At 60.8% G+C, this 14,818-nt stretch carries 11 protein-coding genes; 10 read left to right on the top strand and 1 reads right to left on the bottom strand.

Annotated elements, in window-relative coordinates; all coding sequences use genetic code 11:
• From RSB01_RS10290 to RSB01_RS10255, 8 genes are all read left to right on the top strand, one after another.
• The coding region (locus RSB01_RS10290; RefSeq protein WP_332625420.1) for a TonB-dependent receptor at window positions 1–1,791 on the top strand (1,791 nt) is incomplete at its 5' end.
• Between the two features lie 127 nt (window positions 1,792–1,918).
• A complete protein-coding gene (locus RSB01_RS10285; protein WP_332590452.1) occupies window positions 1,919–3,481 on the top strand; it encodes an MFS transporter in 1,563 nt (520 codons plus the stop codon).
• A 179-nt stretch (window positions 3,482–3,660) separates the two neighbouring features.
• The gene (sucC, locus tag RSB01_RS10280) at window positions 3,661–4,851 is read left to right on the top strand and encodes an ADP-forming succinate--CoA ligase subunit beta (protein ID WP_332590451.1); all 1,191 of its coding nucleotides are present in this window, start codon (window positions 3,661–3,663) and stop codon (window positions 4,849–4,851) included.
• 31 nt (window positions 4,852–4,882) lie between these two features.
• Entirely contained in the window at window positions 4,883–5,785 is a 903-nt protein-coding gene (gene sucD / locus RSB01_RS10275) for a succinate--CoA ligase subunit alpha (protein ID WP_332590450.1), read from the top strand.
• Between the two features lie 333 nt (window positions 5,786–6,118).
• Window positions 6,119–9,136, top strand: a complete 3,018-nt coding sequence (locus RSB01_RS10270) for a 2-oxoglutarate dehydrogenase E1 component (RefSeq protein WP_332619617.1) — start codon at window positions 6,119–6,121, stop codon at window positions 9,134–9,136.
• 54 nt (window positions 9,137–9,190) lie between these two features.
• Window positions 9,191–10,684 (top strand): 2-oxoglutarate dehydrogenase complex dihydrolipoyllysine-residue succinyltransferase, encoded by a 1,494-nt coding sequence (odhB, locus tag RSB01_RS10265; RefSeq protein WP_332619618.1) that lies wholly within the window; start codon window positions 9,191–9,193, stop codon window positions 10,682–10,684.
• A gap of 89 nt (window positions 10,685–10,773) precedes the next feature.
• Window positions 10,774–11,193, top strand: a complete 420-nt coding sequence (locus tag RSB01_RS10260; RefSeq protein WP_332591820.1) for a DUF2007 domain-containing protein — start codon at window positions 10,774–10,776, stop codon at window positions 11,191–11,193.
• Between the two features lie 9 nt (window positions 11,194–11,202).
• Complete coding sequence (locus tag RSB01_RS10255; RefSeq protein WP_332591819.1) at window positions 11,203–11,751, top strand: hypothetical protein; 549 nt, start codon at window positions 11,203–11,205, stop codon at window positions 11,749–11,751.
• A gap of 3 nt (window positions 11,752–11,754) precedes the next feature.
• Here the strand turns inward: RSB01_RS10255 and RSB01_RS10250 are convergent, their stop codons facing one another.
• Entirely contained in the window at window positions 11,755–12,021 is a 267-nt protein-coding gene (locus RSB01_RS10250; RefSeq protein WP_332591818.1) for a DUF6356 family protein, read from the bottom strand.
• Window positions 12,022–12,173: 152 nt separating this feature from the next.
• Between RSB01_RS10250 and RSB01_RS10245 the strand changes: the two genes are divergently transcribed.
• Both RSB01_RS10245 and RSB01_RS10240 read left to right on the top strand, forming a co-directional pair.
• Window positions 12,174–13,355 (top strand): acyl-CoA dehydrogenase family protein, encoded by a 1,182-nt coding sequence (locus RSB01_RS10245; RefSeq protein WP_332591817.1) that lies wholly within the window; start codon window positions 12,174–12,176, stop codon window positions 13,353–13,355.
• 179 nt (window positions 13,356–13,534) lie between these two features.
• A partial coding sequence (locus RSB01_RS10240; RefSeq protein WP_332591816.1) for a trypsin-like peptidase domain-containing protein occupies window positions 13,535–14,818 on the top strand: 1,284 nt, incomplete at its 3' end.

Genomic DNA, 14,818 nt, shown 5'->3' with positions numbered 1-14,818 from the left:
AAACTGGTGTCGCGCCGTCCGGGTCAGGACTTCCGCGCCCGTGGCTCGGTGGCCTATGGCGACTATGATCTGATCGAAGCACAGGCCGCTGTCTCGGGTCCGGTAAGCGATAAACTGGCTCTGGGCTTGTCGGTTTTGCACTCGGAACGCGGTGGCTATGTCACCGATCCGGTGACCGGTGCCGAATATAACGACAAGAACTCCAACGCTGTCCGCGCCAGTCTGGCATGGGATCCGGCCTCGAACTTCCGTATCGACTTCAATGCCGACTACTCGAAGGACGATGCGGGTATGACCGTCGGTCAGGCCCAGAACAACCTGACCAATCTGGTCGGTGTTCCGGCCTATTCGGTGCCCAACCCGACGCCGGAGTTTAACTTCAAAACCCGCACGACGCCGGGCCTGCCGAATGAAACCCGTCTGGAAACCTGGGGCACGGCCCTGCGTATGACGTGGGACGTTTCGGATCGCCTGTCGCTGAAGTCGATCAGCAGCTATCGCGAGCTGAACACCGACGACTATATCGATTTCGACGCCACCGAACTGGAAATCGCCGACGCCCTTGTCGCGGTTGACCAGAACCAGTTCAGCCAGGAATTCCAGCTGACCTATACGGGCGACCGTCTGAATGCTGTAGCCGGTGTCTATTACCTCAAGGAAGAAGTCGGCTCGCATCAGGAAAGCTATAATGACGACCTGACGGCGAACCTCGTGGTGCCGCCGCTTTGGAACGGCAGCTACACCTTCACCCGCTTTATTGATGACCAGCTGGAATCTACGTCCAAGGCCATCTTCGGTAATGTCAGCTATAGCGTGACCGACGCCCTGCGTCTGTCGGCGGGCGTACGTTATACCGAAGAAGAGAAAGAGTATGACCGCTTCACCTATGTGACGTCGTCATCACCCTTCCTGGTTTCCAGCTATGGCTTTGCGCCGCCGACCGGCACGTGGGACGATACCTCGATCATGCTGTCGGCAGACTACGAACTGTCGGCGGATGCCATGGTCTATGCCCGCTATTCGCAGGGCTTCAAGTCGGGCGGCTTTAACGGGCGTGCCAACGGCGTTGCTGAATCTACGGCCTATGATCCGGAAACCGCAGACACTATCGAAGTCGGTGCCAAGACCACCTTCTTCGACCGCCGCCTGCGCCTGAACATGGCCAGCTTCTTCACCAAGTATGAAAACTTCCAGGCCCGCGTTTCGGGTGTCGAGAACGACCCGATCACGGGCGTTCCGGTCGGTGTCCTGTCGGTCATCAATGCCGGTGCGCTGGATATCTTCGGCTTTGAACTGGAAGCTGTTGCCAAGCCGACGTCTGCCCTGACGCTGGATGCACAGGTCGGCTTCCTTGAAGCGGACTACAAAGAGTTCAACGACGCACGCTTCACCAATTTCGGTGGCTCGCGCGCCTTCCAGGATCCGGCTTTCTCGCCGAAATGGACCCTGCGTATGGGTGGCCAGTACGAGTGGTCCCTGAATGGTGGATCGTCAGTGGTTGTCGGCGCAGCGGCCAAGTACCGCTCGCGCATGGCTCTGGCCGTCGACAACACCTTGGCCAACTCTGCTGTGCCGCTGGAAAGCATGTATCAGGACAGCTACTGGCTGTATGACGCCCGCGTCGTCTGGTCGGACAGCTCGGACCGTTACAGCATCGGTCTGTACGGTCAGAACCTGACCGACGAGGTCTATAAGACCGACGCTCAGGAGTTTTCCTCGATCGGCAATATCCGCACGGCCTATTTCGGTGCCCCGCGCACCTGGATGGTCAAGTTCACCGCCAAATACTAGGTCGTGGCTTTGAGCTGGTAGGTTAGAAGAAGGGCGGCGGTTATCACCGCCGCTCTTTTTCTTTTGCAGACGGCTGTGACGCCGTTACCGTCACAACAAACAAGAAGAATTCGGAAGGGGAAGCGCCATGAGCCAGGGGCAGGCTGCAGACGGTACCGCCAAGAAACCGGTTGGCGACGAGGATAAGACTCCCTCACCAGCCTATCGCTATTACGTGCTGGCGATCCTGATCTTTGTTTACATGCTGAACTTTGTGGATCGGCAGATTATCGGCATTCTGGCAGCGCCGCTGAAAGAGCATTTCCAGATGAGTGATAGCCAGTTCGGCTTGCTCGGCGGAATTGCTTTTGCATCGGTCTATTCGACCTTGGCCATTCCACTGGCGTGGCTGGCGGATCGTACCAGCCGCGTCTGGATCATGACCGGCGCACTGGCGGTCTGGTCAGGCTTTACGGCCTTGTGCGGTTTGGCCGGATCGTTTGGTCAGTTGTTCCTGTTCCGTATGGGCGTGGGTGTGGGCGAGGCAGGGGGAGTGGCTCCGGCCTATTCGCTGATCGCTGACTATTTTCCGCCGAACCAGCGGGCGCGGGCCATGGCGGCCTTTGCCTTTGGTATTCCGCTGGGCACAGCGGGGGGCACTCTGATCGGGGGGCTGCTGGCCGTGAAGTATGGCTGGCAGACTGCTTTTATCGTGGTCGGTATTCTGGGCGTGCTGGTCGCGCCGATCCTTCGCCTGACGGTACGTGATCCGAAGCGTGGAGGCACGGATGCTGCCGCTGCTGCCGCTGCGGCGAAGATCGCGCCTGTGGCTGTGCCTGTTGCACCGGTTGTTGCCGAGGCGCTGACCGATACGGGTCTTGGCCGCAAGGTGGCTCTGGTCTGTTTCGGTATTGCCGGTGTGTTTGCGGCGCTGGGCCTTTTGTCGCTGATGAAAGTCGGCATCCAGAATCCGGTCATTCCCTTCTTTGGCGCGGGCCTTATGGCGGTCATCGGCATTTCGATGTGGATCGCCAAGACGACCGGCTCGGTCATTATGAAGAAAAAGAGCTTCTGGCTGCTGTCGCTGGGGGCCGCCTCGTCCTCGGTCTGCGGTTATGGCGTAGCAGGCTGGCTGCCTCTGTTCTTCATGCGCAGCTTTGATCTGACCTTGTCGCAGGTCAGCTGGTATTATGCCGGTATTGCCCTGATCGGTGGTCTGTTGGGGATCTGGATGGGCGGCGTGATTGCCGACCGCATGGCCAAGAAATCCAAGGGGGCCTATCCGCTGGTTCCGGCGGTGGCTTTTATAATCTCGGCCCCCTGCTTCATTCTGGCGATGAACTCGCCGTGGTTGATCGGTCTTTTGCCGGGCGGTGGCAGCCATGCCATGGCGCTGGTGCTGGCCTTTGTGATCTTCCTGATCCCGACAGGGTTGAACCTGATGTGGCTGGGGCCGATCACGGCGGCGGTCCAGCATCTGGCTCCGGCTCCGATGCGCTCGACCGCTTCGGCTATTTTTTTGCTGATCAACAACCTTCTGGGACTCGCCGTCGGCTTTTTCTATTTCGGCTGGATGAGCGACCTGTTGCGTCCGGTGTTCGGTGACGAGAGCCTGCGCTGGGCGATCTATACGGGTATGGGCTTCTATCTGGCGGCATCTTTGCTGCACTTCTGTGCCTCCAGAACCTTGTCAAAGGACTGGATCGACTAGCGCCACCGTGCGGAAATATTTTTTGAAAAAGAGCCGGACAGTTGAACTGTCCGGCTTTTTTAGTCGAACAATGAAATAGCTGACGCCCGAAAAGAGACAGACTGTTGCGTAGGCCCCATGCGGGTGCCTATAAGCGCGACCAAAGTTTCCCCAAACCTCTCCACTGGCGCGGATCCAATATGAACATTCACGAATATCAGGCCAAACAGGTCCTCAAGGCCTACGGCGCACCGGTCGCCGAAGGCGTTGCCATCACCAGCGCAGACCAGGCTGAAGCAGCCGCCAAGCAACTGCCTGGCCCGCTTTATGTCGTGAAGTCGCAAATCCACGCCGGTGGCCGTGGCAAGGGCAAGTTCAAAGAACTGGGCGCTGAAGCCAAGGGCGGCGTGCGTCTGGCCTTCTCGATCGAAGAAGCTGTCGCTCACGCCAAGGAAATGCTGGGCAACACCCTGGTGACCGCGCAAACCGGCGAAGCTGGCAAGCAAGTCAACCGCCTGTACATCGAAGACGGTGCCGACATCGCCCGCGAACTGTACTGCTCGCTGCTGGTTGACCGTTCGGTCGGTCAAACCGCATTCGTCGTTTCGACCGAAGGCGGCATGGACATCGAAGAAGTGGCCCACGCCACGCCTGAGAAAATCCACACCATCGCGATCAACCCGGAAACCGGCGTCACCGCAGAAAACATTGCAGCGATCAACGCGGCTCTGGAACTGACCGGTCAAGCTGCCGAAGACGGCAAGTCGCTGTTCCCGATCCTGTACAAGGCCTTCGTCGAGAAGGACATGGACATGCTCGAGATCAACCCGCTGATCGTCATGGAAAACGGCAGCCTGCGCGTTCTGGACGCCAAGGTTTCGTTCGACGGCAACGCCCTGTACCGTCACGAAGACATCCGCGCACTGCGCGATGAGACCGAAGAAGACGCCAAGGAAATCGAAGCCTCCAAGTGGGACCTCGCTTACGTGGCTCTGGACGGCAACATCGGTTGCATGGTGAACGGCGCCGGTCTGGCCATGGCCACCATGGACATCATCAAGCTGTACGGCAAAGAGCCGGCCAACTTCTGTGACGTCGGCGGCGGCGCTGGCAAAGAGAAGGTTGCTGCAGCCTTCAAGATCATCACCGCTGACCCGAAGGTCGAGGGCATCCTCGTCAACATCTTCGGCGGCATCATGAAGTGCGACGTCATCGCCGAAGGCGTTGTCGCTGCGGTTCAGGAAGTCGGTCTGAAGGTTCCGCTGGTCGTCCGTCTGGAAGGCACCAATGTCGAACTGGGCAAGAAGATCCTGAACGAGTCGGGTCTGGCCATCACCGCTGCTGACGATCTGGATGACGCTGCCCAGAAAATCGTCGCCGCTGTCGCCTAAGCCCTGCACATAGAATTCAGAGAACAGACACATGTCCATCCTCGTCAATAAAGACACCAAGATCATCGTGCAGGGCCTGACCGGCAAGACCGGCGGTTTCCACACTGAACAGGCTCTGGCCTATCACGGCACCCAGATGGTGGGTGGCGTGCACCCGACCAAGGGCGGCACCAACTGGACCGGTTCGCACGGCGAAACCCTGCCGATCTACGCCACGGTTGCCGAAGCCCGCGACGCCACCGGCGCTGACGCCTCGGTGATCTACGTGCCGCCGGCAGGTGCTGCCGACGCCATCATCGAAGCTATCGAAGCCGAGATCCCGTTCATCACCTGCATCACCGAAGGTATTCCGGTGCAGGACATGGTGCGCGTCAAGGCTCGCCTCGACCGCTCGAACTCGCGCTTGCTGGGCCCGAACTGCCCGGGTATCATGACCCCGGACGAGTGCAAGATCGGCATCATGCCGGGCTCGATCTTCAAGAAGGGCAATGTGGGCATCGTCTCGCGTTCTGGCACCCTGACCTATGAAGCCGTGTTCCAAACCACCAACGAAGGCCTGGGTCAGACCACGGCTGTCGGCATCGGTGGCGACCCGGTCAAGGGCACCGAGTTCATCGACGTGCTGGAAATGTTCCTGGCCGATCCGGAAACCACCTCGATCATCATGATCGGTGAAATCGGCGGTGCTGCCGAAGAAGACGCCGCCCAGTTCCTGATCGACGAAGCCAAGAAGGGCCGTAAAAAGCCGATGGCTGGCTTCATCGCCGGTCGTACCGCGCCGAAGGGCCGCACCATGGGCCACGCCGGTGCAGTCGTTTCGGGCGGCAAGGGCGATGCAGAGTCCAAGATCGCAGCCATGGAGGCCGCTGGCATCCGTGTCTCGCCGTCGCCGGCGCGTCTGGGCAAGACCCTGATGGAAGTCCTCAAGGGCTAATACCGCTCTGTCTGGTAACAGACAGATACTGAACAAGAAGGGCGGCGGGGCAACAGCTTCGCCGCCCTTTTTTGCGCGTTAAGGAATAGTGAAGCCGTATGGGCCTAGACGTCCGTTCTGACAGGCTCTCTCACGCATAAAGAACGAATTTCGCGCATTGTGAGGGTTTGTTACGGTGCACTAAGCGCGCAATGCCACTTTTTGTACCGTATTCGACGAAATTCCGCCCACTTGGCCATTCTAGGGCCATGACCATTGGGGAAAGTGGGCCTATATGAACTTCGCTCGTGCCCGCCGTGGGGTATGTGCGGTGAAATAGGATGTGTGAGAAAAATGGCGGACGATGCAGGTCGGCTGAATCAGGTCTTTGCCGAGACCTCTTTCCTTTACGGTGCAAACGCGGCCTTCATTGAGGACCTGCACGAGAAGTGGGCGAATGATCCGACATCGGTGTCGGTTGAGTGGCGCTCCTTCTTCGATCAGCTGAAGGACAATGCCGAGCTGGTAAAACAGGCGGCGGGTGCCGGTTCGTGGGGCCGCAATCGCGGTGACGAACCGACCGAAGAAACGGCTGTATTCGATGGCCGCTGGCCCGCTCCGAAAGTGGACCCCAAGGCTGGCAAGCCTGCGGCGCGTCCGGCTGCTCCGGCCGCCGCTGCTGATGGCGCACTGACGGCGGACCATGTCCGCGCTGCCGCCCATGACTCCATTCGCGCCCTGATGATGATCCGCGCCTATCGCGTGAATGGTCACTTTGCCGCCAATCTCGATCCGCTGGGTATCGAAAAGCCGCACGTCCATCCGGAGCTGACGCCGGAATTCTACGGCTTTACCGCGGCCGACATGGATCGCCAGATCTTCCTCGACGGCGTTCTGGGTCTGCAAACCGCATCCCTCAAAGACATCGTTGCCCTGCTGAACCGCACCTATACCGGTACGATCGGCGTGCAATACATGCACATCACCGAGCCGGCCGAGAAGTCCTGGCTGCAGGAACGCATCGAAGGCGCCGACAAGTTCGAGAAGAACGCCTTCACCAAGGAAGGCAAGCTGGCCATCCTCGGCAAGCTGATCGAGGCCGAAGGCTTCGAGCGCTTCCTGCACAAGCGTTTCCCCGGCACCAAGCGTTTCGGCCTCGATGGCGGTGAAGCCATGGTTCCGGCGCTGGAGCAGGTCATCAAGCGCGGTGGCAGCCTCGGTGTTCACGACATTATTTTCGGCATGGCCCACCGCGGTCGCCTGAACACGCTCGCTGCGGTTATGGGTAAGCCGTACAAGGCTATCTTCCACGAGTTCCAGGGTGGTTCGAGCGTCCCTTCGGACATCGAGGGCTCGGGCGATGTGAAATATCACATGGGTGCCTCGTCGGACCGCGAGTTCGACGGCAACAAGGTTCACCTGTCGCTGACCGCCAACCCGTCGCACCTTGAAATCGTCAACCCTGTCGTACTGGGTAAGGCCCGCGCCAAGCAGGCCTTCGACATCCGTCAAGCACCGGAAAATGTTGGCAAGTCGGACGCAGAGTGGAACCTTGATCGTTCCAAGGTTGTGCCGCTGCTGATCCACGGTGACGCGGCGTTTGCCGGTCAGGGCGTTGTGGCCGAGTGCTTTGCCTTGATGGGCCTGAAGGGCTACCGCACCGGCGGCACCCTGCACTTCGTCATCAATAACCAGATCGGTTTCACGACCGCACCGCACTTCTCGCGCTCGACGCCGTATCCGTCGGACGTGGCTCTGATGGTTGCTGCGCCGATCTTCCACGTGAACGGCGACGATCCGGAAGCTGTGGTGTTCGCGGCCAAGGTGGCCACCGAATACCGCCAGAAGTTTGCCAAGGACGTGGTGGTGGACATGTTCTGCTACCGCCGCTTCGGTCACAACGAAGGTGATGATCCCACCTTCACCCAGCCGAAGATGTACGAAAAAATCCGTGCACAGCGTTCGACCCGTGAGCTTTACGCCGATCGTCTGGTCGCCGAGGGCGTCATTTCGCAAGCCGAAGTCGATGGTCTGGTGGGCAAGTTCGAGGCCTTCCTCGACGCCGAGTTCGAAGCGGGCAAGACCTTCGAAGCCAAGAAGGCCGACTGGCTGGATGGCAAGTGGCAGGGTCTGGGCGCTGACAAGCCGGAAGATGCCGCTTGGCGCGGTCGTACAGAAGTGTCAGCTGAAAAACTGCAAGACTTCGGCGCACGCCTGACCTCGATCCCGAACAGCGTGGACGTCCACAAGACGCTCAAGCGCGTGATCGAAGGCCGCCGCGAGGCCGTCGCCACCGGCGAGAACATCGACTGGGCTACGGCTGAAAGCCTCGCCTTCGCCTCGCTGGTTGATGAAGGCTACAACGTACGTCTGTCCGGTCAGGACTCGGTGCGCGGTACCTTCTCGCAACGTCACTCGGGCATTACCGACCAGACGACCGAAGCCCGCTACTTCCCGCTGAACAACCTGCGCGAAGGCCAGGGCCATTTCGAGGTCATCGACTCGGCCCTGTCGGAAGAAGCTGTCCTCGGCTTCGAATACGGCTACTCGCTGGCCGATCCGAACACCCTGACCCTGTGGGAAGGCCAGTTCGGCGACTTCGTAAACGGTGCGCAGGTCGTCATCGACCAGTTCATCTCGTCGGGTGAACGCAAGTGGCTGCGTATGTCCGGTCTGACCATGCTTCTTCCGCACGGCTATGAAGGCCAGGGCCCCGAGCACTCCTCGGCACGCCTCGAGCGCTTCTTGCAGCAGTGCGCCGAGAACAACATGCAGGTCGCCAACTGCACCACACCGGCCAACTATTTCCACATCCTGCGCCGCCAGTTGCACCGCGACTTCCGCAAGCCGCTGATCCTGATGACGCCCAAATCGCTGCTGCGTCACAAGAAGGCCGTTTCGACCATCGCCGACATGGCCGAGGGTTCGAGCTTCCACCGCGTGCTGCGCGACGATGCCGAACTGCGTCCGACCGTAGCCGGTGTCTCGCTGAAGTCCGACAAGGACATCCGCAAGGTCATCGTCTGCTCGGGCAAGGTTTACTATGACCTGCTCGACGCCCGCGAAAAGGCTGGCATCAACGACATCTACATCCTGCGTCTGGAACAGTTCTATCCGTGGCCGATCAAGTCGATCTCGGCGGAACTGGCACGCTTCCCGAACGCTGATCTGGTATGGTGTCAGGAAGAGCCCAAGAATATGGGTGGCTGGACCTTCGTCGATCCGTGGATCGAGCTGACGCTCGAGAAGCTGGACGTGAAGGCCAAGCGCGCCCGTTATGTCGGTCGTCCGGCTTCGGCCTCGACGGCTGCGGGCTTGATGAGCCGCCACCTGAAGGAACTCGAGACCTTCCTCGCCGAGGCCATGGCCTAAGCGACCGCCGCATTTTATCCTGATTGAATACGTTACGAAAAAGAGCCCCGAAAAATGGCTGACATCCTGACCCCCGCCCTTGGCGAATCCGTAACCGAAGCGACCATCGCCAAGTGGACCAAAAAGGTCGGCGAAGCGGTGAAGAAGGACGAGATCCTCGTCGAGCTGGAAACCGACAAGGTTTCGCTGGAAGTCGTGGCACCTGCCGACGGCGTTCTGGCCGCGATCAACGCCGCTGAAGGCGACACCGTGGTTCCGGGCACCGTTCTGGGTGCTGTGACCGAAGGTGGCGCAGCAAGCGCTTCGGCTCCGGCTGCCGAAGTGGCGCCGGCGACCGCACCGGCGGCTGCCGCTGCGGCCTCGACCGATGGCGCTGTCGTCGACGTGACGGTCCCGACCATGGGCGAGAGCGTGGCCGAAGGTTCTGTGGGCACCTGGCTGAAACAGTCGGGCGACACCGTGGCCAAGGACGAACTGCTGGTCGAAATCGAAACCGACAAGGTCGCCGTAGAAGTCTCGGCACCGGAAGCCGGTATCCTGACGATCAACGTACAGGCTGGCGAAGCTGTCACCCCGAACCAGGTGATTGCGCAGATCTCGGCCTCGGGTGCTGCGGCACCGGCTGCTGCTGCCGCTCCGAAGGCTGCTGCCGCTGCGGCTCCGGCTGCATCGGGCGCTCACCTGTCGCCGTCGGTCCAGCGCGTGGTTTCGGAAAACAACCTGAACCCGTCCTCGATCGCCGCTTCGGGTCCGAAGGGCAACATCACCAAGGCTGATGCGATTGCCGCTATCGGCGCTGCGGCTGCCGCTCCGGCTGCTGCTGCTCCGGCGGCTCCGCGTGCACTGGGTGACCGCGAAGAGCGCGTGAAGATGACGCGCCTGCGTCAGACCATCGCCCGTCGCCTGAAAGAGTCGCAAAACACCGCCGCTCAGCTGACGACCTTCAACGAAGTCGACATGACCAATGTCATGGCCCTTCGCGCCCAGTACAAAGACCAGTTCGAGAAGTCGCACGGCGTGAAGCTGGGCTTCATGTCCTTCTTCACCAAGGCTGTGGTCGCGGCGCTGAAGGAAATCCCGGCGGTTAATGCCGAGATCGACGGCACCGACATCATCTACAAGAACCGCTATGACATCGCCGTTGCAGTTGGCACCGACAAGGGTCTGGTGGTTCCGGTTCTGCGTGATGCCGACACCCTGTCGCTGGCCGGTATCGAAAAGGGCATTGGCGCTCTGGGTAAGGCTGCCCGTGACGGCACCCTGACCATGGACCAGATGCAAAATGGTACCTTCACCATCACCAATGGCGGTACCTATGGTTCGCTGATGTCGACGCCGATCCTGAATGCCCCGCAATCGGGTATTCTGGGCATGCACAACATCGTGCAGCGTCCGATGGCTATCAATGGCGAAGTGAAGATCCGCCCGATGATGTATCTGGCGCTCAGCTATGATCACCGCATCGTCGACGGCAAGGAAGCCGTGACCTTCCTGGTTCGCATCAAGCAACTGCTGGAAGACCCACAGCGCGCTCTGCTGGACCTGTAAGAACAGGTTTCCGGTTACCGGAAATAGAGACGGCGGCCCCGCAAGGAGCCGCCGTTTTCTTTTGCCCGATGCCCTGATAGCCTTGGCCTATGAGCCTCGTTGAAATCGCCCGCTTTACCGATGTGTACGAAGCCGATCTGGCGGCGGCGTTCCTTGCGTCCCACGACATCGAGGTGTCGGTCACCGAGCGTTTCCAGACCACGGTGGATCCCCTGATGCAGCGGGCGCTGGGCATACGCCTGATGGGCCATGCCGGGGATGCCGATCAGGCGCGCGAGCTTCTAGAGCGGGCGCGGCAGGGCGAGTTTATGGAAGCCGACGGGGACGATGTGGCTAGCCAGCCGCAGGCCCGCTGGGCCGGACGGGGGATTGCCCTGTTTGCGGCTATGGCTTCGGGTTATCCGGCGACAAGCTTGCCAAGACGCCTAAAGCCGATCCAGATTGCCGGAATGTTGCTGATCGTGGCCATGGTGGTTCTGTCATGGGCGCTGTGGTTGTGGGCTATGTAGGAGGTGTGGATGCGTATTTGGGGTGTAGTGGCTTCGGCTGCTTTTTTGGCGGCCTGTAGCGGGCAGGGCGAGGCGGGTGCAGCCGCGCCGGATGCTGCGACACAGGGTGTGCAAACGGCCAGTGCGGTCGGCGATACCAAACCGGCAGAGGGTGGTGTGGCGCGACCCGCTAAAGCTTCTGCGGCGGGTGATGTAGCGGCGCAGTTCGAGCGCACAGAGCCCTCAAAGGGCACCCTCGTACTGGAAGAAACCGGCGACACCTTTGTGCTGAACCTAGTCGCAGGGGGATTGCCCGCGGGGGCGGCCACAGCGGCAGATTGCGCCGTGACCATTGCAGGCCCGCAGGACATTGAGGGCGTGGTGCGCGGGCGCGTTGTGCCGTCCAGCGGTGCTTACGGCGATATGACGGCTGCCGATATCGGCCCGACCCCGCTTAAAATCGATGTGATGATCGGGCCGGAAGGGGCGTTTGTCACCGACCACGGCGCAGCCGCCAAACTGTGCGGCATGGGCAGCCAGCTGGACGGCTTTTACAAACGACTGAATACGCCGGACTAGGCCTTAGAGGCCAACATCCCAGACACCGGCATTACGCATGCGCTCGTCGCGCGCTTCATGGGCGCGGCGGGTCATGCCCGGTGCCATCTCGCGCACAGCATCCGAGACGGTCGACTTGTGCAGGCCCGGTACGATGGAGTGGATGAAGGCGCAGCCTGCCAGCTTCAGAAGCTTGCCACAAAAGCCCAGCGAAGCGCCCATATGCTCCACATAGGTTTCGTTCACCTCTTTGGGGTGTTCGACAAACAGACGGTGGAAGCGATTGGACATGATCGTGGAGCCGGAAGTTACGTCGGGACTTGCTCTACCCGACAGGGGTATTTTGCCCTAAACGGGACAAGATAACAGGGGTTGTGTGGTCGCATCACGATGAAATCGGTGTGAGCATGCCCCCAAGACACAGAAAAATAAAAGGGAATGCCATGGGTGACGCTTCGGGAAAGACCTTCCGCTGGGATGATCCGTTCGATCTGACAGGACGTCTGACCGATGAGGAACGCATGGTGCAGGATGCGGCGCGTGCCTATGCCCGCGACGCCCTGCTGCCGCGCGTGGTGGCCGCTTTCCGCGACGAGACGTTCGACCGCGCCATCATGACCGAGATGGGCGAAATGGGCTTCCTCGGGGCCATGCTGCCCGAGCAGTATGGTGGTGCCGAAGCCAGCCACGTTGCCTATGGCCTGATCTCGCGCGAGATCGAGGCGGTGGACAGCGGTTACCGCTCGGCCATGTCGGTGCAATCCTCGCTGGCCATGTACCCGATCTATGCCTTCGGTTCCGAAGAGCAGAAGATGAAATACCTGCCCAAGATGGCGGCCGGTGAACTGGTCGGCTGTTTTGGTCTGACCGAGGCTGATGGCGGCTCAGACCCCGCCTCGATGAAGACGACCGCTGTGGCGGTGGATGGCGGCTATCGTCTGAACGGTGGCAAATACTGGATCACCAACTCGCCGATCAGCGACCTTGCGATTGTCTGGGCCAAGCTGGATGGCAAGATCCGCGGCTTTATTGTCGAGCGTGACTATCAAGGCTTCACCACGGGCAAGATCGGCGACAAGCTGTCGCTTCGTGCCTCGATCACCGGTGATATCGGCCTGAACGATGTGTTTGTGCCCGAAGCCAACATCCTGCCGGGTGTTCAGGGTCTGCGCGGTCCGTTCTCGTGCCTGAACAAGGCCCGTTACGGCATTGCGTGGGGCGCGATGGGGGCTGCCGAGTTCTGCCTGCATGCCTCGCGTGACTATGTGTCCGAGCGCATCCTGTTTGGCCGTCCCTTGTCGGCGCGCCAACTTGTGCAAAAGAAACTGGCCGATATGCAGACCGAAATTTTCCTCGGTTTCGAGGGCGCTTACGCTCTGGGCCGTCTGTTGGATACCGGCGCATGGGTGCCCGAAGCGATCAGCCTGATGAAGCGCAACAACTGTGGCAAGGCGCTGGCCATTGCCCGCGAGGCCCGCGACATGCACGGCGGGGCTGGTATCACCGGCGAACTGCACGTCATGCGCCACGCCATGAACCTTGAAACCGTGAACACCTATGAAGGTGCGCACGATGTCCACGCCCTGATCCTCGGTCGGGCCATTACGGGCGAAGCGGCCTTCTGATGACTGGCCCTTGCGGGGCGGGGCAGAAATGCCCGCCCTCGCAGGGAACAGGGCCTCGGCAGCACCGTTGTTGGTCGTGCTGTTGTTCGCAAAATAAAGGCCATCGGGCTTTCCGGTTCGGTCGGACACAGCTTAAGCTGGTGTCCGAAACCTGTGGCACCACCAATATGGAGAGCCGAATGTCGTCCCAATGCCTGCCTGTCGCCCGCAAACGCGGTGCAAGCCTGTCTGTTGCCCTACCTGCCCTGATGGTGGCGGTTGTGGCCTGTGCTGGATGGAGCGGACAGGCGGTGGCACAGAGCGGCTCCGGCGGCATGACCTATGACGCGCGTCGCGGGGTCTATTCCTTTGCCTCGGGCATCGAACACGCCCTTCCGGCTGTGGTGAAGGTCACCACCATGGGGCGGGCCACGTCGGGTATGGATGACGGGCCCAAGGCGCTTCAGGGCGGCTCGGGTGTGATTATCGATGCCGCCAAGGGTATTGTGATTACCAACCACCATGTGATCGACGGCGGGCGCAGCTTTACGGTCGATCTGCCCGATGGCCGTTTTCTGGATGCCGAACTGGTCGGGGCCGACGAAGACACCGATATTGCAGTCCTGCGGGTTCGCGGCAGCGGGCTGGCCCAGGTGGCACAGGTAAACTCCGACGATCTCCAGACCGGCGATCTGGCCTTTGCGGTTGGCTATCCTTTGGGGTTGGACCAGACCCTGACCATGGGTGTGATTTCGGGCCTGAACCGTACCGGCCGCGGCGATACGATCGAAGACTATATCCAGACCGATGCGGCAGTGAATTCGGGCAATTCGGGCGGGCCGCTGCTGGACAGCCGTGGTCGTCTGATCGGTATCAATACCGCCATCCTCTCGGGCGGTATGGGCGGTGGCAATGACGGCATCGCCTTTGCTGTCCCGACCCGTATCATGCGCTTTGTGGTGGACCAGATTTTGGACCATGGCGAGGTCAAGCGCGGTCAGGTCGGGCTGGTGGTGGGCTCGCTGACGGCACCGCGCGCACGCGAACTGGGCCTGAATATTGTGCGCGGCGCTGTGGTGCATGATGTCACTCCGGGTTCGGCGGCTGAAAATGCCGGTCTGAAACGCGGCGATGTGATTGTCAGCCTGCAGGACCGACCGATGAGCAATGGCGGTTCGGTGCAGGCGGCGGTGGGCATCACCACGGCGGGCACCCGTCTGCCGGTTGTCTATCTGCGCGATGGCCGCGAGGCCCGCACGGCCCTGACGGTCGAGGCACCCGTAACCGGCAAGACCTATCTGGGCCAAAGCGAAGCCATTGCCCGCGGCATGACGGTCAAGCCTGTGTCGGGCGGATTGCAGGTTCAGGTGGTCGAGGCCGGATCACTGGCAGCGTCTGCGGGTCTGAAGGCGGGCGATGTCGTCACCCGTATCAATGGCACCAGTGTGGACGGGCTGGCCGCCTTCGGGCGTCTGGTTCAGGGG

This window comes from Brevundimonas sp., from assembly GCF_036659295.1.
Lineage (GTDB): Bacteria > Pseudomonadota > Alphaproteobacteria > Caulobacterales > Caulobacteraceae > Brevundimonas.
Note: the sequence above shows the minus strand (reverse complement) of the source record. Positions and strands in the feature narration are given on the sequence as shown.